The organism is Staphylococcus sp. 11262D007BW (assembly GCF_053547815.1).
In genome coordinates, this window is sequence record NZ_JBPWPJ010000001.1 from 1,238,382 (window position 1) to 1,258,344 (window position 19,963).

Annotated in this window: 17 protein-coding genes, 24 tRNA genes and 1 rRNA gene; 3 read left to right on the plus strand and 39 right to left on the minus strand. The window is 35.1% G+C overall.

The genetic code is table 11. From position 1 onward, the window contains the following. Window positions 1–16 precede the first annotated feature (16 nt). Together ACEE93_RS06040 and xdrA are read right to left on the minus strand one after the other, a co-directional pair. Window positions 17–1,147, minus strand: a complete 1,131-nt coding sequence (locus tag ACEE93_RS06040) for a DUF445 domain-containing protein (RefSeq protein ID WP_449156226.1) — start codon at window positions 1,145–1,147, stop codon at window positions 17–19. 231 nt (window positions 1,148–1,378) lie between these two features. After that, complete coding sequence (gene xdrA / locus ACEE93_RS06045) at window positions 1,379–1,843, minus strand: XRE family transcriptional regulator XdrA (RefSeq protein ID WP_449156227.1); 465 nt, start codon at window positions 1,841–1,843, stop codon at window positions 1,379–1,381. Window positions 1,844–2,141: 298 nt separating this feature from the next. Between xdrA and ACEE93_RS06050 the strand changes: the two genes are divergently transcribed. Continuing rightward, entirely contained in the window at window positions 2,142–2,363 is a 222-nt protein-coding gene (locus tag ACEE93_RS06050; RefSeq protein ID WP_449156454.1) for a hypothetical protein, read from the plus strand. 152 nt (window positions 2,364–2,515) lie between these two features. Here ACEE93_RS06050 and ACEE93_RS06055 read toward each other — a convergent pair whose 3' ends face one another. Then, the gene (locus tag ACEE93_RS06055) at window positions 2,516–3,799 is read right to left on the minus strand and encodes a dicarboxylate/amino acid:cation symporter (RefSeq protein WP_449156228.1); all 1,284 of its coding nucleotides are present in this window, start codon (window positions 3,797–3,799) and stop codon (window positions 2,516–2,518) included. A 151-nt stretch (window positions 3,800–3,950) separates the two neighbouring features. Here ACEE93_RS06055 and ACEE93_RS06060 point away from each other — a divergent pair, with 151 nt between their 5' ends. Then, the gene (locus ACEE93_RS06060; protein ID WP_449156229.1) at window positions 3,951–4,829 is read left to right on the plus strand and encodes a cation diffusion facilitator family transporter; all 879 of its coding nucleotides are present in this window, start codon (window positions 3,951–3,953) and stop codon (window positions 4,827–4,829) included. Window positions 4,830–4,927: 98 nt separating this feature from the next. Here the strand turns inward: ACEE93_RS06060 and ACEE93_RS06065 are convergent, their stop codons facing one another. Beyond that, window positions 4,928–5,554: a response regulator transcription factor gene (locus tag ACEE93_RS06065; RefSeq protein WP_449156230.1), complete on the minus strand. Its 627-nt coding sequence runs from the start codon at window positions 5,552–5,554 to the stop codon at window positions 4,928–4,930. 15 nt (window positions 5,555–5,569) lie between these two features. Further along, window positions 5,570–6,679 carry a GAF domain-containing sensor histidine kinase gene (locus ACEE93_RS06070; protein WP_449156231.1) on the minus strand — a complete coding sequence of 370 codons (1,110 nt, stop codon included), beginning with the start codon at window positions 6,677–6,679 and terminating at the stop codon, window positions 5,570–5,572. Window positions 6,680–6,800: 121 nt separating this feature from the next. On the opposite strand from ACEE93_RS06070, the gene ACEE93_RS06075 reads away from it, so the two are divergent. Next, entirely contained in the window at window positions 6,801–7,628 is an 828-nt protein-coding gene (locus ACEE93_RS06075; RefSeq protein WP_449156232.1) for an RluA family pseudouridine synthase, read from the plus strand. Window positions 7,629–7,753: 125 nt separating this feature from the next. Here ACEE93_RS06075 and ACEE93_RS06080 read toward each other — a convergent pair whose 3' ends face one another. The 34 genes from ACEE93_RS06080 to rrf all read right to left on the minus strand — a co-directional run bounded on the left by ACEE93_RS06080 (window position 7,754) and on the right by rrf (window position 19,911). Beyond that, window positions 7,754–9,919, minus strand: a complete 2,166-nt coding sequence (locus ACEE93_RS06080) for an RNA degradosome polyphosphate kinase (RefSeq protein WP_449156455.1) — start codon at window positions 9,917–9,919, stop codon at window positions 7,754–7,756. 140 nt (window positions 9,920–10,059) lie between these two features. Beyond that, entirely contained in the window at window positions 10,060–11,586 is a 1,527-nt protein-coding gene (ppx, locus tag ACEE93_RS06085) for an exopolyphosphatase (RefSeq protein ID WP_449156234.1), read from the minus strand. Window positions 11,587–11,607: 21 nt separating this feature from the next. Then, complete coding sequence (gene fumC, locus ACEE93_RS06090) at window positions 11,608–12,993, minus strand: class II fumarate hydratase (RefSeq protein ID WP_449156235.1); 1,386 nt, start codon at window positions 12,991–12,993, stop codon at window positions 11,608–11,610. Between the two features lie 217 nt (window positions 12,994–13,210). Further along, window positions 13,211–13,612, minus strand: a complete 402-nt coding sequence (locus tag ACEE93_RS06095) for a hypothetical protein (RefSeq protein WP_449156236.1) — start codon at window positions 13,610–13,612, stop codon at window positions 13,211–13,213. A gap of 98 nt (window positions 13,613–13,710) precedes the next feature. Then, a complete protein-coding gene (locus tag ACEE93_RS06100; protein WP_449156237.1) occupies window positions 13,711–13,872 on the minus strand; it encodes an SAS053 family DNA gyrase inhibitor in 162 nt (53 codons plus the stop codon). A gap of 15 nt (window positions 13,873–13,887) precedes the next feature. Further along, window positions 13,888–14,487 (minus strand): 6-phosphogluconolactonase, encoded by a 600-nt coding sequence (locus tag ACEE93_RS06105; RefSeq protein WP_449156238.1) that lies wholly within the window; start codon window positions 14,485–14,487, stop codon window positions 13,888–13,890. A gap of 120 nt (window positions 14,488–14,607) precedes the next feature. After that, on the minus strand, window positions 14,608–15,078 hold the full coding sequence (gene trmL / locus ACEE93_RS06110; RefSeq protein ID WP_449156239.1) for a tRNA (uridine(34)/cytosine(34)/5-carboxymethylaminomethyluridine(34)-2'-O)-methyltransferase TrmL: 471 nt from the start codon (window positions 15,076–15,078) through the stop codon (window positions 14,608–14,610). Beyond that, window positions 15,078–16,208 carry a tRNA epoxyqueuosine(34) reductase QueG gene (gene queG, locus ACEE93_RS06115; RefSeq protein WP_449156240.1) on the minus strand — a complete coding sequence of 377 codons (1,131 nt, stop codon included), beginning with the start codon at window positions 16,206–16,208 and terminating at the stop codon, window positions 15,078–15,080. The genes trmL and queG overlap by 1 nt, the downstream gene beginning before the upstream one ends. Window positions 16,209–16,331: 123 nt before the next feature. Next, complete coding sequence (locus ACEE93_RS06120) at window positions 16,332–17,390, minus strand: PTS transporter subunit IIC (RefSeq protein WP_449156241.1); 1,059 nt, start codon at window positions 17,388–17,390, stop codon at window positions 16,332–16,334. A 274-nt stretch (window positions 17,391–17,664) separates the two neighbouring features. After that, window positions 17,665–17,747 (minus strand) — tRNA-Leu (locus ACEE93_RS06125). Window positions 17,748–17,794: 47 nt separating this feature from the next. Then, window positions 17,795–17,868: transfer RNA gene (locus tag ACEE93_RS06130), tRNA-Gly, on the minus strand. A 19-nt stretch (window positions 17,869–17,887) separates the two neighbouring features. After that, a tRNA-Gly gene (locus tag ACEE93_RS06135) sits at window positions 17,888–17,961 on the minus strand. A 13-nt stretch (window positions 17,962–17,974) separates the two neighbouring features. Further along, window positions 17,975–18,049, minus strand: a tRNA-Cys gene (locus tag ACEE93_RS06140). Window positions 18,050–18,057: 8 nt separating this feature from the next. Then, window positions 18,058–18,129, minus strand: a tRNA-Gln gene (locus ACEE93_RS06145). A 15-nt stretch (window positions 18,130–18,144) separates the two neighbouring features. Further along, a tRNA-His gene (locus ACEE93_RS06150) sits at window positions 18,145–18,217 on the minus strand. Window positions 18,218–18,219: 2 nt separating this feature from the next. After that, a tRNA-Trp gene (locus tag ACEE93_RS06155) sits at window positions 18,220–18,293 on the minus strand. Window positions 18,294–18,299: 6 nt separating this feature from the next. Next, window positions 18,300–18,383 (minus strand) — tRNA-Tyr (locus tag ACEE93_RS06160). A gap of 6 nt (window positions 18,384–18,389) precedes the next feature. After that, window positions 18,390–18,462: transfer RNA gene (locus ACEE93_RS06165), tRNA-Thr, on the minus strand. Between the two features lie 8 nt (window positions 18,463–18,470). Further along, window positions 18,471–18,546 (minus strand) — tRNA-Phe (locus ACEE93_RS06170). 7 nt (window positions 18,547–18,553) lie between these two features. Continuing rightward, window positions 18,554–18,630 (minus strand) — tRNA-Asp (locus ACEE93_RS06175). 9 nt (window positions 18,631–18,639) lie between these two features. Next, a tRNA-Met gene (locus ACEE93_RS06180) sits at window positions 18,640–18,713 on the minus strand. 11 nt (window positions 18,714–18,724) lie between these two features. Beyond that, window positions 18,725–18,817 (minus strand) — tRNA-Ser (locus tag ACEE93_RS06185). Window positions 18,818–18,825: 8 nt separating this feature from the next. Next, a tRNA-Ile gene (locus ACEE93_RS06190) sits at window positions 18,826–18,899 on the minus strand. A 10-nt stretch (window positions 18,900–18,909) separates the two neighbouring features. Then, window positions 18,910–18,983, minus strand: a tRNA-Met gene (locus ACEE93_RS06195). A 29-nt stretch (window positions 18,984–19,012) separates the two neighbouring features. Further along, a tRNA-Ala gene (locus ACEE93_RS06200) sits at window positions 19,013–19,088 on the minus strand. A gap of 17 nt (window positions 19,089–19,105) precedes the next feature. Further along, a tRNA-Pro gene (locus ACEE93_RS06205) sits at window positions 19,106–19,179 on the minus strand. Window positions 19,180–19,192: 13 nt separating this feature from the next. After that, a tRNA-Arg gene (locus ACEE93_RS06210) sits at window positions 19,193–19,266 on the minus strand. A gap of 12 nt (window positions 19,267–19,278) precedes the next feature. After that, a tRNA-Leu gene (locus ACEE93_RS06215) sits at window positions 19,279–19,367 on the minus strand. Window positions 19,368–19,374: 7 nt separating this feature from the next. Next, window positions 19,375–19,449: transfer RNA gene (locus ACEE93_RS06220), tRNA-Gly, on the minus strand. A 3-nt stretch (window positions 19,450–19,452) separates the two neighbouring features. Continuing rightward, window positions 19,453–19,534: transfer RNA gene (locus tag ACEE93_RS06225), tRNA-Leu, on the minus strand. Window positions 19,535–19,543: 9 nt separating this feature from the next. Beyond that, window positions 19,544–19,619: transfer RNA gene (locus ACEE93_RS06230), tRNA-Lys, on the minus strand. A 6-nt stretch (window positions 19,620–19,625) separates the two neighbouring features. Next, window positions 19,626–19,701: transfer RNA gene (locus ACEE93_RS06235), tRNA-Thr, on the minus strand. Window positions 19,702–19,709: 8 nt separating this feature from the next. Beyond that, window positions 19,710–19,785, minus strand: a tRNA-Val gene (locus ACEE93_RS06240). A gap of 11 nt (window positions 19,786–19,796) precedes the next feature. Next, a 5S ribosomal RNA gene (rrf, locus tag ACEE93_RS06245) occupies window positions 19,797–19,911 on the minus strand. Window positions 19,912–19,963 lie beyond the last annotated feature (52 nt).

The following is a 19,963-nucleotide window of genomic DNA, read 5'->3' on the forward strand; positions in this document are numbered from 1 at the left end:
ACCACATTTTTTATTCTTATACAAAGATTGCAATCAATCCTTGGAATAAACCGATAACTCCCCCTAATATGAAACCTAAAAGCATGATTAATTTAAGTTCTTTATTCGCAATTTCAAATATAAGATTTTCGATATAATCTAAATCAAAGCGATTGATTTGTTCTTCTACCAATCCTCTTAAATTCACTTTTTTAAGGATTTGAGATAGACGATTAGCTAAAAGATCAATAATAAAGTGACTTGCCTTCTCTATTCCACGTTCATCTAACATATTAAATATAAAAGGAACAGATTGATGAAGTGGTTGATGTACACGTTGATTAAGGTCTATTTTCTCAATAATTAAGTCATTCACTTGGTGTTTAATCGACTCAAATTGAGGTTCATTGATTAATTCATTTAAAGGTAAAGATTTAAAGCGCTCATATTCTTTTAAAATTTGGTTTTTAAGAATTCTTTGAGCTTTGGGCTGCTCAATAAGACGCAATAGTTCAACTTGAATCCTTTCAGCAATTGCTTCTTTTGTCATAAACATTTGTAACATGCCGACAATTTTACCTTTTTCTAAAAAGAACGACTCTAACATCTCATAAATATCTGAGTAACCCTTATCTGAAGTAAGATAAGCTTTAACACGTGATAATAACGTTAAATGCATATCTTCCATAGTAGTGTCTATTTTTTCTACAATTGTATTCGGGATTAATTGATCAATCGCCTCATTATAATGCTTTTTGTATTGGGCGGTTAATTGTTTATCTACAAATGAGTCAATCCATAAGTTTCCTTTTTCAGCTAAATCAACATCAAAGTTTGAAGCTATGGATTGCAACGTATAGTCATCTTGTTTTAGTACTTCTACTTGTTGGCGTATAGTTTGTTGGATAGTGTCTTGCATCTGAGTTGAGGTAATTTTTTCACGTATCAGTGATTCAGTTAACAAATGATCCTCAACGACTTGTCCAATTTTACTCGCTATTTCATGACGTCGTTTGGGAATAAGACCAGGTGTGAATGGAATGCGTTTTCCAAAAATGTAATAAGCCTTAAATGGATGAAACAACATTTTGACCGCAATCATGTTCGTTACTCCACCAATTATGGCACCAATTATAATCATTGCAATGACAATAAAAAATGATTGCATAATATATCTCCTTATATTTTCATTTAAAAAAGCGAGACGTCAAACCTACTCTTGCTCTAAATAGGATTTTGTCTCGCATCCAATATCTATTATTTTACCCAAAATTAATTAAAATTAACAATTATGATGTACCCGGTTCCGGCACTTTATCTATTTATAACATGTATTTTAATTGGCACACTGACATGGTATGTTATCAAACACTATAAGATTCGTATGTCTTACTTTCAATTAAGCACGAATAAGTTCTTCTTTAATTTGGCGTTGAAAAAATGTTTCAGCTTCTCTTAACTTAGGTGTTCCAAAGACTGGTTGTTTATCTTCATCTAATACACGATATAATTCACTAACTTTGTTAGATTGTAAAATATATCCACCTTTTGTATCTAAAGTATCCCAATAAATATCACTAACTGTAGAATGTTTTGGATAAGCTGCTTGATTTCGTGAAATTGATTGTACTATTTCTAAAGGATCGCATCCAAATGTACTATTTAATACTTCAGAATCTCTGAATAAAGCACAAATTGAGACACAAGTTGTCCAGTTTGGTAATACGCGTTCTTTTTCAATTTGTACTAATGTTTTTTTAGATAAACCTATTGTATGTGCCATCGTATCTTGCGTATATCCCGCTTCAATACGTACCATTTTAAATTTCGTTTGAATTAATTCTGTAAAGTTTTGTCTGTCCATTTATGAAAACTACCTTTCTACGCATAATTTATCCGTACACAAGATATTGCAATTATACACAATTCTTGAAACACAAATTACATATTAATACAAATCACAGTAAATGAAAAGACTGTTTTTTTGAAATAAACGTTTGCATAAAAAGCCATAATAGTCTCAAAACTCTAATAACAATTTAAAATGATCTAGTACATAGAATACAAATAGACAAAATTTATCTGTTATACTAAAATCTATCATATATTTGAAACGTTCATTATCAAATTTAGGAGTGGTTCATCTGGTTTTTATATGGATTTTGAGTATAGCACTTGCCATTTTGATTATCATTGGAGTATTAAAACATTCGCATTGGTTATTTAATATTGTTGCTAGCATTTTCTCTCTATTAATATTTGTAGCAGATTTAATTCTATATGGTTGGCATGAAGAATCTTTAAAAATAGCGGTACTTTGTCTCATTATTATTATTTTTGAAGTCGTACATAGTCGTATAAAATATGTTCAAAATGAGGGTTAAACATAACATAGAAAAACCACTCATTAATATACTTATATTGAGTATAAACATTCAACATTTAACCTTTTTCATTACTAAAGTTGAGAGTGAATGAACTTTTGGTCTAAACTTTTAAGATTCATTCAACCTCAACTTTTCTGTTTTTCAACACATTATGAAGAAACAGTTTGGCTAAATTTTTCTTTTTCTCTCTCAGATAATATAAGTGCACAAGCTGCATCACCTGTAATGTTAACAGCGGTTCTCGTCATATCTAACAGACGATCAATTCCTAAAATAATACCTATAGCCGCTGGATTTAAACCTACTGCTGACAATACCATCGCTAACATAATTAACCCGACTCCCGGTACCCCAGCCGTACCTATAGACGCGATCACTGCAATTGCTACCACTGTGATCAGCTGTAATAATGAAAGATTCGTACCAGATAATTGCGCAATAAATACAGTCGCCACACCTTGCATAATCGCTGTCCCATCCATGTTAATTGTCGCCCCTAAAGGTTGAACAAAAGAAGAAATCTCAGGTCTGACCCCCATTTTGCGAGTACATTGCATCGATACTGGCAAGGCTGCATTTGAACTTGAGCCACCGAATCCTACTGTAATAGCAGGCAAAAATCCTTTAAAAAATGCGAATGGGCTACGTTTAGTCAACAGTTTAATCGCACCACCATAGACCACAAAGAAATGTACAAATAAACTAATTAATACGACAATAAAGTAAAGTCCTAATTGACGAATCGCACCAAATCCTGCCCCTGTAAAAGCATGAGCCACTAGACCAAAAGTACCAATAGGTGCAAATTTTCTCATAATCATAGATATAATATACATTAACACCTCATTTAATTGCTCAAAGAAGCGATGGACTTTTTCTCCTTTTTGACCTACCATCATGATGCCGATGCCTATAAAAATAGCAAATGTAATGACCTGTAACATGTTCCCTTCTGTCATTGCTTGAATCGGATTTTTTGGAAAGAAGCTAATTAAAGTTTGATCAAACGTTTGATTCATCGGTGAATCATCAGCACTTTGTTGGCTTTGTAACTCTTTTTGATATGATGCGACTTCTTCACTTTTTAATAATTCTGATTGTCCCTCTCCTGGTTTAATCAATAAAGCAAGACCCATTGCTAATGAAATAGCCAAAGCAGTTGTACATAAAAAGAATAGGATTGTTTTTAAACCTATCCCACCTAATAACTTTGGATCCCCAATTCCAATAACACCTAACACAATTGAAACAAAAACAACAGGAACTACCAGCATAAAGATTAAGTTTAGAAAAATCTCACCTATCACATTCAATATGTATTTATCAATAAACGAGACCGCTTGCGTCGATTCATAAAAATTAAATATTGAACCTAAGATAATACCTACGATTAAAGCAATAATAATTTTAAATGTTAACCCCTTTAATTTCATTTAAAATTCCCCCTTTGTTAATTACATTAATTATAGTCTGAAAATTGTGATATTGGCAATAAATATTTTCCTCTTAAATATTAGATATTGATTTATTGATGTAAGATGATGGTATAATTAATAAGACAAAGAGAATATGAGGTGTTTTTATTTGCAATTAAATCATAAAATTTCACAAGCCAAAAAAGGGGCAACCATCAGTATTGTGACCTACTTGTTACTGACATTGGTAAAATTATTTTACGGCTGGATAGCAGATAGTCGTGGTTTAATGGCTGACGGTATTAATAATGCAACTGATGTCATTAGTTCTGTTGCTATATTAATTGCATTGCAAATTTCAATGAAGCCCGTTGATAAAAATCACCCTTATGGACATTATCGTTCCGAATTCATCGCATCATTAATTGCTTCTTTTATTATGTTTGCAGTCAGTGTACAAGTCATTATTACTGGTATTCAGCACTTTTATAATGGTAATTTTCCAAGCCCAAGTATTTCTTCAATCGTAGTGGGTATTTTATCAAGTATTGTCATGTTTGCTGTATTTCTTTTTAATAGGAATTTAGCTAAAAAGGTAAAGAGTAGCTCACTTAAAGCAGCAAGTTATGATAATTTATCAGATGCGCTCGTTTCAATAGGTACTGTGGTCGGTGTTATCGGCGTTTATTTAGGCATTCCTATGCTCGATACACTCGCGGCTATTATTATTGGCCTACTTATTATGAAAACAAGTATCGATATCTTTAAAGAAACAGCGATTACACTTACAGATGGTTATGATGAAGAAGAATTAGAAAATATTCGTCAAATCATTTCACAAATAGATCGAATTCAAGAAATTAGAGATATCAAAGCAAGAAGTCATGGTGTCCTTTCTTATATAGATGTGACAGTGGCGGTAAATCCCGAACTTAACGTCATTGAAAGTCACGAGATTTCAGATGATATTGAGCGTAAATTACAAAATCATCTTGGAGAAGTTGAAACAATTGTGCATATTGAACCATATTTAATCACATCAGCTTAATATTAGACAGATGTTAGGGTGGGCATACTTCTTATCTATGACTTTAAAAACTTGCATTTAAAGACACTTTATCGCCCACCCTTTTTAATTAAAATAAACTATATTAATTTATTTTCCATGGCATAAATAGCAGCTTGCGTACGATCTGTTACATTGAGTTTATTAAATATGTGACTGACGTGCGTTTTTATTGTTTTTTCAGATACAAATAATGTTTCCGCAATTTCCTTATTGGTTTTTCCTTTAACCATTTCTTTAAGTACTTCGATTTCCCTTTTCGATAGTTTATTAACAAAATGAGGTTTTTTAGAAGCACTATCAATAACTTGTTGTGCATCCCTATGAATCATACGTGTCCCATCTAATACTGTTTGAATGGTTTTCATTAATTCTTCTGATTCAACGTCTTTCATTTCATAACCATCTGCCCCTTCGTTGATAGCAGAGATAACATGTTCATCATCCACATAACTCGTTAAAACTAATACTTTAATATTAGGGTCATGTTGTTTTAATTGACGGATAAGCGTAATCCCATTCATTTTAGGCATCACTAAATCAACTACAATAAGCTCTGGTTTAATCGTTTGCTCATGTAAGTCATTTAATAATTGTTCTCCATCATCATAACTTCCAACTACTTCAATATTTTCTTGGGTAGATAATAAAAATTCTAACCCTTGTCTTACAATAAAATGATCATCTACTAAAGCGATCTGCGCCATGAAAAGGCTCCTTTCTTATGTTTCCACTGGTATCGTTATTTTAATTTGAGTGCCGTTTTGACTGTCAATCTCAATATTTCCATTTAAAACATTGAGTCGTTGTTTCATATTTGTTAAACCATGATGAGCGTGAAAGTCAACTTGCGTCATATCAAACCCTGTGCCTTCATCCCATATGTTAATCGTCATCATTTTCTCACCTTGCGAGATATCGATATGTATAACATCTATACCTGCATGTTTTTTTGTATTATTAATCGCTTCTTGCATAATACGATAAATATGCGTTTCGGTTTGATTTTCTAACTGAATTAACCCATGAACTTCAACCAACAGCGTCATACCTACCACTTTCGCGTACTCTTTTAAAGCCGACACTAATCCATTTTCTAAGCCAACTGGTTTTAATTGCCATATTAATGCTCGCATTTCATTCACCGCATTTTGACTGGTTTGTTCTATTTGTGTGAATGCCTTTTGTGAAGTTGGTTCTTTTGTAATTTGACTAGCAGCATGTGCCGTCAACTTTAATGAAAATAACATCTGATTGACTGAATCATGAAGATCTCGAGCTAAACGATTTCGTTCATTGATACGAGCCGCTTCTTTTTCTTGATCTGTCAGATATATGCGTTTAATGGCAGAACCAATTTGAAATGCCACTGATTCCAATAGTTCTAAATCTTCATCACTATAAATGGTAGTATGTGGTGTGGCCACATTCAATAAACCAAATTGTTCTTGCCCCGATCTTAATGGCACTGTTGCGTGATGTGTAATATGGTCTGTTTCATTTTCAAATTCACGGCTAGCATAATTAATCCGAGAACAATTAATAATATTAGATGCTTTCGTTAACTTTTGTCGATGATAGGCTTGAACACACCAACATGTATCTTCTTTAAGATATTTACATGAATGATTACTCAATGCTTTAGGAAGCGCATAATCTGCCTCTAATGTATGATACCCTTCATCATCAATAAAAAAGATCCATCCAGTCGTAAAGTCACTACCCTTTATTAAATAATTAATGGCCCCTTCAAGCATGGACTGAATTTCAGTTTCTTCATTTAAAAACTCAGCAAGCTCTTTTAATAGCGCTAAATGTGTGGGTTTACTCATAATAAGCCCTCCAAATATCTTTATTACATTTATTATACACGCTACGATTTGATTAAAAAACCGACATGACCCTGTCTGATGTTTATGATATGATGAGTAAGGAATGATTAAGGAGGCAATTATGAAATTTACAGTGGCAGAACCCTTTCACAATATGACAATACGTGAGCTATTAAAAACATTAAAATTACCTAAAAAAGAACTTCACTTTTTAAATATGTCTAAAGAAATCAAAGTAAATGATCAACCTTCCAATTTGAATGCTACAGTTCAATCAAACGATGTTGTGACACTCCCAGATAGCGATGAAACGAGTCAATATCTTCCAAGTTATCGTTACGCTAAAATCGCCTATGAGGATGATTATCTTGCAATTGTCTTAAAACCTAAAGGCGTTAAAACGCATCCAAATGATTTAAAAGAAAGCAATACATTAATGAACCATATTCGATATACATTAGATTGTTCTTATGTAGAACCCATTCATCGTTTAGACCAAGAAACTGTTGGATTGCTCATCGTCGCTAAAAACCCCATCGTTAAAAAGATTTTAGACCGACAATTAGAAGATAATGAAATTCACCGTATCTATCGAGCACAAGTCAAAAGTTTATTACCTATCAAACCTCAAACGATTGATTTACCAATTGGAAAAGATAAATTTCATCCTAACAAACGTCGCATTTCTAAAACTGGACAACGCGCCATCACACATATTGTAGAGGCACACATGTTAAAAGAAGGGGTTTGTGAATTAAAAATTAAATTAGATACAGGTCGCACACACCAAATCAGAGTGCATTTAGCAGAAATTGGGCATCCTGTAATTGGCGATCCGTTATATAGTGACTCTAAGTTACGCCAACTTAAACTTGAAAGTTATCAAATCGAACTGACACACCCTTTTACACAGCAAATGATTTCTGTCTCTTTAGATGATGTAGAATAAGCATACAAATAAGGTTGAGACCTAAAGTATTAATGCGCTGGGAACCCAATCAACGGTGTCCAACCACATTAATTTAAAACTTTTTAGTCTCAACCTATTTGTATTTTCAGTCTTATATCCTTCTATTAACTAAAACGATTTTTAATCCGTGTTAACCAATTCGTTTTAGGTCGTACTGGTAAACCTGTTTCCACGATATTTTCCTTTTTTAAGTGAAGACCAAATTGCGTTGCTTCCTCCATCAAATACTCTTGAGAGTTTAATGGTGGTAAATCATTTTTAACGTAATGATACGCTCCATATTGATCTTGATAGCGACCTTTTTGATTATCAGATAACTGTAAATTTAAAAACGCGACTAAACGTTTAGCAATCTTTTTGTTTAATACTGGAAATAAAATTTCAACACGTTTAATCATATTACGCGTCATCATATCTGCTGAAGAAAGGTAAATCTTTTCATCGCCATTATTGTAAAAATAATAAATACGCGAATGCTCAAGTAAACGGCCAACGATACTTACAACTTCGATATTTTCACTTACTCCAGGTACACCTGGTTTTAAACAACAAATACCTCTAATGATTAATTGAACTTTCACACCTGCTTGAGAGGCTTCAAATAACTTTTTAATTAATGCTTTATCCGTTAATGAGTTCATCTTCATCATCATTTTCCCGTTACCATACTTTTTGTGACTCTCTATTTCTTCATCAATTCGTTCAATAAATAAGTCACGAATTTCATATGGTGCCACAATCAACTGTTTATAATTCGGTTTTATCGCATAGCCACTCAAATAATTAAAGAAGCTCATAGCATCTTGTCCAATTTCTTCATTTGTAGTAATGATACCCATATCGGTATATAATTTTGCGGTTTTATCATTGTAGTTTCCAGTGCCTAAGTGAACAAAAGGAATTAACGTACCATTGATTCGTTTAACCACTAAAGTGATTTTACTGTGCGTTTTTAGATGCGTCATACCATACATGACATGGCATCCTGCATCTTCTAGCATTCGTGCCCATTGAACGTTATTTTCTTCATCAAAACGTGCTTTTAGTTCCACAAGGACAGTAACCTGTTTACCATTTTCTGCTGCCGTTTTAAGCGCTTCAATAATCGGCGAATCACTACTTACACGATACAACGTTTGTTTAATGGCCATCGTATTAGGATCTTCAGCAGCTTCTTTAATAAAATCGACGATAGGATCGAATGACTCATATGGATGATGGAAAAAGATATCACGCTTCAACGCTAAATCATATATATTTCGATTACCTAATGATTGCGGAGGTTGTGGCGTATATCTTGGATAAGTTAACGCTTTTAATTTATGAGATAAGTGCCCTACCAAATCGAATACCATCGTTAAGTCTAATGGGCCATCTGTATAATAAACATCTTCAGATCCTAGCTCTAACGTCTCTTGAAGCCATTCTATATTTATATTTTCTCCAGAACGATTATCTACTTCAAGTCTTACAGCTGCACCACTTTTGCGCTCTTTTAAAAACCGTTCAATCTCAATTAATAAATCTTCTGCACCATCTTCATGAATGGTTAAATCTGCATTTCTTGTAATTCTGAAAGTATACGTATTTAAAATTTCATATCCATTGAATAAATAATTCATAAAGTATGAAATAACATCTTCAATCAGAATAACGTATTGCTTGTTTCCTTCATTAATCGTTGTAAAACGTTCTAAAAGTGTAGGAATTTGAACAATAGCAGAATTAATCGCATCACCTGTATCAATATCTACAAAAATATTCAATGTTTTATTATTTAATTTAGGAAATGGACGATACGCATCAATCCCAAGTGGTGTTAACGTAGGTAAAATATTTTCTAAAAATGTGTTTTCTAGTTGTTCAATTAATTGATCGCTTAACTCCTCAGGTTTACGCAAATAAACATCATAATTTTTAAGTTCCTCAATTAACTCATTAAAACGTTGGTATTGAAAATCCACATTTTTACGATTTTTTTGTTCAATTGCTGATAATTGTTCCATTGGAGTGAGTTGGGCTTTATTTTCTGGTTTATCAAACCCCATTTTGACTTGGTCTTTCAAACCAGCTACCCTAACCATAAAAAATTCATCGAGATTAGAACTTCCGATCGCTATAAAATTCAATTGTTCTAATAAAGGATTTTTAGGATCACAAGCCTCCTGTAATACTCGATAGTTAAAATCTAACCAACTAACTTCCCTATTATTATAATAATCTGGATGATTTATATCAAAATGTGACTTGTCATTTTCCACTTTATTCATTCACCTCATTATTAAAGGAGGTTGAAAGTTTAGGCGTCATAAGATCATAAAAGTTTCAATACAACAACTTTTCCTAAGTTTCAACCTCCCGAATAGTTTCAGAGTAACATATTTACGTACTATAATTTATTAATTAATTGTTAAGATTCTTTAAAGTTAATGCAAAGTTCATCCTTAATTATTTTTTCTATGTGTTTTTTCTGTCGATTAGATTGATATTCTTCAGCTATTGGTTCGCCTTTACAAAATACCGTTAAGTCAAATTTATTATCGTGTTGCGCTAAAGTTAATTGACTTACTAAATTTGTATTTGAAATATTCATAGCATTGACGAATTTGATGATACCACCAAGAGATTGAATGAGACTTATTTCTTCATCTGTAAACCAACCTGTTTCTTTGCTGAAGAATTTTAATAATGTCTTATTTTTAAAACTAGCTAATAACGCAAGACGTACCCGTTCTATATGAGATAGACCATTAATACTAGAATTCGCAATAATATAGTAAGTATGTTGCGCACTTGAATCCGAATCAATAAACTTACCTAAATAATACAAGTAGGCACCTTGTTTAAATTGCGCCTTTAATGTCTCGCTGACTTTTATTTGGTGAAAGTCTTCAAGTTGTTCTAATAAAGAAGAGGCTAATTTCACACGTTGTTCTGCTGCTGTAGGTTCAATTTTATATTCATTTGCTAAATGACGTAATGCATCCTCTAACACATTTTCTTTTTTAAACTCAGCTTGGTTACTCTTAGCAATTTGGTTCATAATAAACCCTTCTCGAATCCCTTTTCTAGAAAAAGTGAAGGCTTGCGCATCAATCAATTCATATAATACATTAAATACGGCTAAGGCAGGTAAAATAATATCAACACGATCACGACTTAAACCATCCAAATTGGTTAAGGTATCACGCGATGATTTTTTCAACACTTGATACACTTCTTTTAAGTCTTTTTTTGACATCGTGTAACCATGGACACCAGCAATTGGATATTGGTGTAAAGATTGGTGGATTCGTGCACTGTTACGTGCCGAACCTCCAATACCCACTAAACTTACATTTTGATTTAAAAGCCAATCCACTTGTTTAAATTCACTTTTTAAAAATTTCTCCATTTCTTTAATCGCATCTTTATCGTTATGATCTTTGTGAGCGAAAAATTTGTTCTTTAAAGTGACGACACCAAATGGAAAACTAATGGCTTCTTTTATATTTTTTTGATTAAAATAAGTGAGCTCTGTTGAACCTCCACCAATATCTACAGTAATCCCATTATTGATACTTGTCGTATGCGTCACAGCATAAGACCCATAAAATGCTTCATCTTCTTCAGGGATAATAATGATATCTATGCCTAATTCAGATTTAACACGTTTGACAATGGCATTACGGTTGTTAGATTGACGAATTGCCGCTGTCGCTATTGGAAATAATTGAGCGACTTGGAATTTATCCGCTACTTTTTTGAAACTATGCAACGCTTTAATAAGTACTTGTATACCTTCTTCATTCATTTCTTGGGAAGGTGTTAAATATTGACTTAAACGTGCTGGCGTTTTTATATTTTGTATTTCAGTTAATCCTGTTTCAGTACTAAATTCAAATATCACTAACCGAATGGTATTAGAACCAATATCGATTAATCCATTTCTAATCATTGATGTGAGAATCCTCCTTGATTAATTCGGATGAACCATATTTTCAGGTTTAATCCATTCGTCAAACTGTTCTTCAGTTAAATGACCTGATTGAATTGCCGCTTCTTTTAAAGTTAAGCCTTCTTTATGAGCTTTTTTCGCAATTGAAGCCGCATTTTCATAGCCAATATGAGGATTTAATGCAGTCACTAACATTAATGATTGATTTAAGTAATTATCAATATTAGATTCGATTGGTTCAATACCTGTCGCACAATTATCATTAAATGTATTCATACCATCTGCTAATAAGTAAATAGATTGAAGCGTATTGTGTAATATAACAGGTTTAAATACATTTAATTCAAAGTTCCCTTGAGAACTAGAAAAACCAACGACTGAATCATTACCCATTACTTGAACAGCCACCATTGTTAACATTTCACATTGTGTTGGGTTCACTTTTCCTGGCATGATAGATGAGCCTGGTTCATTTTCAGGAATTGAAATTTCAGCTAAACCTGCACGTGGACCTGAAGCTAACCATCTAACATCGTTTGCAATTTTCATTAAGTCACCAGCTAATGCTTTTAAGCTTCCATGTAATTGCACTACTTCATCATGAGCTGTTAAGGCATGGAATTTATTTTCTGATGACACAAAAGGATAACCTGTATTTTTCTCAATATAGCCAGCTACTTTATCACCAAAGTCAGGATGCGCATTAATGCCTGTACCAACTGCTGTACCGCCAATCGCTAAATTAAGAATATGCTTTTTAGATTCACTAATTAATGATTCACATACATCTAGCATGTATCTCCAACCACTAATCTCTTGACCTAATGTAATCGGCGTTGCATCTTGTAAATGTGTACGACCGATTTTAATAATGTCTTTAAATTCTGTTTCTTTTTTATAAAATGTTTCGCGTAAATTTTTTAATGCAGGTTCTAATTTAGTCTCAATTTCATGATATAGTGCAACATGCATAGCGGTTGGGAACGTATCATTTGAACTTTGTGACTTATTAACGTCATCGTTAGGATGAATCGTTTCATCGCTTTGATGCGCTTTTAAATATTCATTTGCTACGAAACTCACTACTTCATTTACGTTCATATTACTTTGTGTACCGCTTCCTGTTTGCCATACAACTAATGGAAAATGTTCATCTAACTCTCCATTTAAAACTTTATCACAAGCATGCACAATAGCATCTTTTTTAATATCGCTTAACTTGCCTAATTCGTTATTTGCTAAAGCAGCAGCACGTTTTAATTGTGCAAAGCCATAAACGACTTCTAAAGGCATCTTTTCGCGACCTACTGGAAAATTTTGCTTACTTCTTTGCGTTTGTGCGCCCCAGTATTTATCACCAGGCACCTCAATTTCACCAAATGTATCATGTTCAATTCTAACTGACATCTTTATATGACTCCCCTTTTTGTTTTATATTTATATTTAAATTATAGCACTAATTGAAATCAGCCTTCAATTGCGATTATCGCATTAGTCTACTTTCACTATACCATCTCTATCTATTAATCTCACTATATAATCAACAGTAAAGTAATAATGCATATAAAAAAACCTATTTTGAATAGCACATCACCTTATAAAATGATGGCTAAACAAAATAGGCTTATTGAAATCGTTCTTTTACTGCTTGAACTACACTAATAGACGTTAAGATGTATAAAATAAAGCCAATAACTAATGTAACAGGGCTCAATGCGATGAGACCGCCTAACACACCAGTTAGAGTATTATAAAAATCATCTAAATAAATATATAGGGCAACTGTGATAGCGATACAACAAATTACGCTAATGATAATGCCCTTTTGATTAGTGCGAATAAATGTATTTGCATTGACACTATCAGCATCGACTAATCCATCTGATAAATTAAGCTGTAACTTTACTACCTTAAATAAAACAGGTAAATATAACGTACCAAGTGCCAATGGAAATCCTTTGATAGATAATAAATTGATTACAGTAGAAAGTATGAGGAGTATTACCCAGTATCGACTTAGTTTCATCGTTGCTCCTTTTTATATCCTGTTATGGAAAATGATTTACATTTTAAATGGAGCATGAGCACATCCAGATAAATTCAAAACATGCTCATGCTCAAATATTACTGATCAGAACGAACGTCTTGATCATGGTCTTGGTCTAATTTGTCTTGGTCATTTTCTTCAGAAATTTGTTCCATTTCTTTACCAAGCTCTTTCATATCATCTAGACCATCGACCATTTCATTCTCATAATCTTTTTCATGATCTTTCTTTTCAGTCATACATTTCCCTTCTTCCTATGCATATAATGATGTGAAGTATTCACGTACATCTTCTGGTAACCCTTGTGCAGCCGCTTCATCCATAACGACATTAACCATACGATGTGTTTTTAATGCTGATGGTATAAATGTTGTGCTGCCATTATCTTTATATAACTTTTTAACCATGTCAGCTTTATTTTCGCCAGTAATTACAACAACAATCTCTCTAGCAGGTAATACGCCGCCTTTAACGTCTACATTTAAATAACCTGCTTCGTCAATTGTAAGTACTTGTAACGTTAATTTACCTTTATTATCTTTTGTTTTAGCATGATGATCGATAAATGATTCTACTTGATCATCTTCAGCAATTTCGTGAATTTGGTCTTCTGGAACACCTAAAGATTTATAGTAAGATGTTTGTTTATCATAATCTAAAATATGAATTTGACTGAAATCGACTGCGTGTTTATCTACATTCTTTTTTAATGTATCTAATACAGGTGCAGCTTCCTTATTTAAGTGAATCCCTGCAATTGTAGTTGGATTACTATTAAATTGTTTTCTTAAAATATCAGCCGTATAAACTGCTACCGCTTCAGTATCTTTTAATACTTTAAAATTCATTGCCATAATTTACACTCCTCTGTTCACTTTAGATAGCCAATTATATTATTAGACGTATACCCTTATTATAATGAAATTAAAACATTTTAATATCAAAACCACATTAACCTGGTTCCAGGAATAATGTTAACTTAATCCAGGATAATCTTGTTGACGCAACACTTCGTATATAAGTATTGCTGCGGTGTTTGATAAGTTTAAAGCTCTGACATTTTGGTTCATTGGAATACGTAATGCGGTATTATCGTATCGATCTTTAACCCAATCAGGTAAGCCTGTTGTTTCTTTTCCAAAAATAAAGTAATGATCTTCTGTTGTATCTGAAAAATCTTGAGATGTATGTGTTTTAGATCCAAACTTTGTCAGTAAATAATAATGACCATCTGTTTGTTCAAAAAATGCTTCAATACTATCATAGTATGTAATATCTACATATTTCCAGTAGTCCAATCCAGCACGTCTTAACATTTTATCATCCGTACTAAATCCTAATGGGCGAATAAGATGTAATTTCGTATCTGTGGCTGCACATGTTCGTGCGATATTACCTGTATTTGCAGGTATTTCAGGTTGATATAATACTACATTAACTGTCATTAATAGTTTCTCTCCATTTCCAATCCTTTAATGATCTCCACTTGTACCTCTTCAATTTCATGTTGATAGTGATGCATCAGATATTCTCTTTCTTGCTCACCATCAATTTGACCGATTGCCCAAAAAGCTGTTGCACGTATCATAGGTCTTGGATCATTTTCAGCAACTTCTTTTAAATGAGGAATAGCGGTTACTTCTTTAAAATGAGCAAGTGCCAAAATCGCATTTCTTTGTATCGGTTTTTTCCCCCGCCAAGCACCGGCTAAGTGGCCATAAGTATTTTTAAATGTCTTATTACTCATTGTTAATAACGGAATAAGTCTTGGTTTTAAAATCTCAGGTTCTAAGATGATATCTTCTTGTTGAGTGTTAATGCCTCGATTTTTAGGACATACTTGTTGACAAGTATCGCAACCGTATAATCGGTTACCAATCTTATAACGATATTCATCTGGCATGTATCCTTTAGTTTGAGTTAAAAAACTGATACACTTTTGACTGTTTAATTGACCATTCCCTACTAAAGCACCAGTAGGACAACGATCAACACAAATAGTACAATCACCACAACTATCCATTATAGGATCATCTGGTGGAAATGGTATATTGACTAACATTTCACCTAAATATGTCCATGTGCCTAAATCAGGATTAATCACAAAACCATTTCTTCCAGTAAATCCCAAACCAGCACGTTCAGCTACTGCTCTATCAGATAATACACCCGTATCAACCATAGACTGTAATTCAACTTCAGGAACGTATGATTGAATAAATTCCGCCAATAAGTCTAAACGTTTACGCATAATTGAATGATAATCTTGTCCCCAAGAAGCACGTGCAAATAAACCTCGGCGATCACCTTTCACACTTTTAGGTGCATTTTTTAATTTATTTGGATATCCTACTGCAATTGCAATAATTGATTGAGCACTCGGCATTGTCATTGTTGGATTCGTTCTTAATTCAATATCGGAAGGTTCAAATCCAGAAGCATATCCTTTTTGATGATAATCAATTAACTTTTGTTTCAATTCATCAAATGGATCAGCAGTCGTAAATCCAATGCTATCTATTCCAATTTCATGTGCATAATCAATGATTTTTTGCTTTAATGCTCTAACATCCATTTATGTCACCTCTTTAGACTCACCACTACATTTTAACATATTCTTTCGATACGCCCTATCATTTAAAAGAAATTACATCCTAAATTATTATCTTTTTAAATAGTCATTTTAAGAAATACGAACCTATTCTGTTTTAATCTCGTATTTAAAAATATCATCTGAATATTTGGGTAAAAACTTCTTACAACATAGATGAACAATATACCCTAGTGTAAATGGAATAACTAAGTAAGCTAATAGTAGTAATATAATATTCATTAATGGATCTCCTGTCATACGATTAAATGCATTAATTGGACCTATAAATCCTGAATATCCAAATCCTGCAGACATTGGCGTTCCTTGAATTTTCATTATATATGTAACAATACCTGCACTAATACCGTTAATTAATAAAGGTATAGCTATAATTGGATGCTTAAAATATACGGGAATCATCATCTTTGCTGCTCCCATAATTAACACCACATTAACCCCTAATTTATTCACTCGGAAAGAACCAAAAATAAATGTGACACACGCTGCAACTATACCTAAATTACCTGCACCACTGCCCAAACCTGTAAGTGAAATAGCAGCTGCTATCGCTACAAGTGAAATGGGTGTGACCATTAATAAAGAGAACGTAGCTGCAATTAATATACTCATAAGTAATGGATTCAATTCAGTAAATGAATTAATAACCTGACCGATTAATTGTGTGATTTGACTAACAAAAGGTAAAGTCAGTAAGCCAATACCACCACCGATAACTGGCAACGTAGCTGGTAAAACAATCATTTCGAGAGAACCAAAGCGACCTCTTAATAATATGAATAATGCACAAGAAACGACCACAACAATAATAATATTGATGATGTCACCAATACCTTGCAGTACAACTTGACCATTTTCGAACTGGAGCGCACCAGATCCTATCATAGCCGCTGAAGCTACTAACATAATTCCTGTACCAGAGAACTTTAATTGATGTGCTGATAATCCACCTATTATAAAAGCCATAAATGACTGTATAATCACAACAATAAAATAGATACTTTCTAAAATTAGATTACCTTCTTTGAAAAACTTCAATAACTCCCCTAATAAAGCATTGGGTAATAAGGCAATAATCACGCCTGCCCCAACTGCATTTAAAATGACACTAAAAAAATGTAGAATGCTATTGTTAGATTTAGCCATTCCCTTCTCCCCCCTTTGTATAATACTGTAATCATAATACATTCGATTTATAAGAGCAATATGATTTTTGCGAAACTAATGACAAATCAAAATTATCATAAAATTAAAATATCCAAGAGAAAACAATATGAGTGGAATGAGCATAAATTTTATAAGAAAGAGGTTTAAAAATGGTTAGGAAAATGAATCAAAGCGAGAACATTTAGAGATAAAAAAATCGGACTTATGAAAAATTCATAAGTCCGACGACCTGATTTGAGCCTAAACCAAAGAGTACCGGTGGTCGGGTTCGAACCGACACGTCTAAAAGACACGGGATTTTGAGTCCCGCGCGTCTGCCAATTCCGCCACACCGGCCTAACAGTAAAAAAACTTCCAAGTAAAATGGAATACGGAAGTTAATATGGAGCGGAAGATAGGACTTGCACCTATACCTCTTTCCGGGAAGGAAAGTGTTCTAGAATTGAACTACTCCCGCATCGTATTAAGTTATTATATGGAGCGGAAGATAGGACTTACACCTATACCTCTTTCCGGGAAGGAAAGTGTTCTAAAATTGAACTACTCCCGCATAGCATTAAGAATGGAGGCGGCAACCGGATTTGAACCGGTGAATAGAGGTTTTGCAGACCTCGGCCTTACCACTTGGCTATGCCGCCAAAAGTAACTGGGCTAGCTGGATTCGAACCAGCGCGTGACGGAGTCAAAGTCCGTTGCCTTACCGCTTGGCTATAGCCCATTAATTTTATTTAAGGGCGGTTGATGGGAATCGAACCCACGAATGTCGGAACCACAATCCGATGCGTTAACCACTTCGCCACAACCGCCATGGCAGGGGCAGTAGGAATCGAACCCACATCGAAGGTTTTGGAGACCTCTATTCTACCGTTGAACTATGCCCCTATGAGATGGTGGAGGGGGGCAGATTCGAACTGCCGAACCCGAAGGAGCGGATTTACAGTCCGCCGCGTTTAGCCACTTCGCTACCCCTCCGTACGATGCCGGCCAGAGGACTTGAACCCCCAACCTACTGATTACAAGTCAGTTGCTCTACCAATTGAGCTAGGCCGGCAAAGAGAATGGTGGTTCAGGACGGAATCGAACCGCCGACACAAGGATTTTCAGTCCTTTGCTCTACCGACTGAGCTACTGAACCATAATAATGGCGGTCCCGACGGGAATCGAACCCGCGATCTCCTGCGTGACAGGCAGGCGTGTTAAACCGCTCCACTACGGGACCATTATGTAATTGCGGGAGGCGGATTTGAACCACCGACCTCCGGGTTATGAGCCCGACGAGCTACCGAACTGCTCTATCCCGCGTTAATAATAAATGGCGGAGGAAGAGGGATTCGAACCCCCGCGAGCCGTTAAGCTCCTGTCGGTTTTCAAGACCGATCCCTTCAGCCAGACTTGGGTATTCCTCCAAAGAAAATGGACCTTGCAGGACTCGAACCTGCGACCGAACGGTTATGAGCCGTTAGCTCTGACCAACTGAGCTAAAGGTCCTAAAGACTAGTGGCGGCGGAGGGGATCGAACCCCCGACCTCACGGGTATGAACCGTACGCTCTAGCCAGCTGAGCTACGCCGCCATATCTTGTATATATAAAATTGAAATAAATGGTGGAGACTAGCGGGATCGAACCGCTGACCTCCTGCGTGCAAAGCAGGCGCTCTCCCAGCTGAGCTAAGCCCCCATTATTAAGTATGGTTATCGGGAAGACAGGATTCGAACCTACGACCCCTTGGTCCCAAACCAAGTGCTCTACCAAGCTGAGCTACTTCCCGATATATTAGGTAGCGCGCCCGATAGGAGTCGAACCCATAGCCTTTTGATCCGTAGTCAAACGCTCTATCCAGTTGAGCTACGGGCGCATCATTTAAAGATGGTGCCGAGGACCGGAATCGAACCGGTACGGTGATCTCTCACCGCAGGATTTTAAGTCCTGTGCGTCTGCCAGTTCCGCCACCCCGGCAAAATAATGGAGCAGAAGACGGGATTCGAACCCGCGACCCCAACCTTGGCAAGGTTGTATTCTACCGCTGAACTACTTCTGCATATGCGGGTGAAGGGAGTCGAACCCCCACGCCGTCAGGCGCTAGATCCTAAGTCTAGTGCGTCTGCCAATTCCGCCACACCCGCGTTTAACAATGGTGAGCCATAGAGGATTCGAACCTCTGACCCTCTGATTAAAAGTCAGATGCTCTACCAACTGAGCTAATGGCTCTAAAGATGGTGCCGGCCAGAGGACTTGAACCCCCAACCTACTGATTACAAGTCAGTTGCTCTACCAATTGAGCTAGGCCGGCTATTAAAATGGTGGAGAATGACGGGTTCGAACCGCCGACCCTCTGCTTGTAAGGCAGATGCTCTCCCAGCTGAGCTAATTCTCCGATATGTATTTACCTGGCGCCGTCCTACTCTTGCGGAACGTCAGTCCGACTACCATCGGCGCTAAAGAGCTTAACTTCTGTGTTCGGCATGGGAACAGGTGTGACCTCTTTGCCATTGGCACCAGATAAACTTGAATGTATTATACATTCAAAACTAGATAGTAAGTAGATTTTCAAG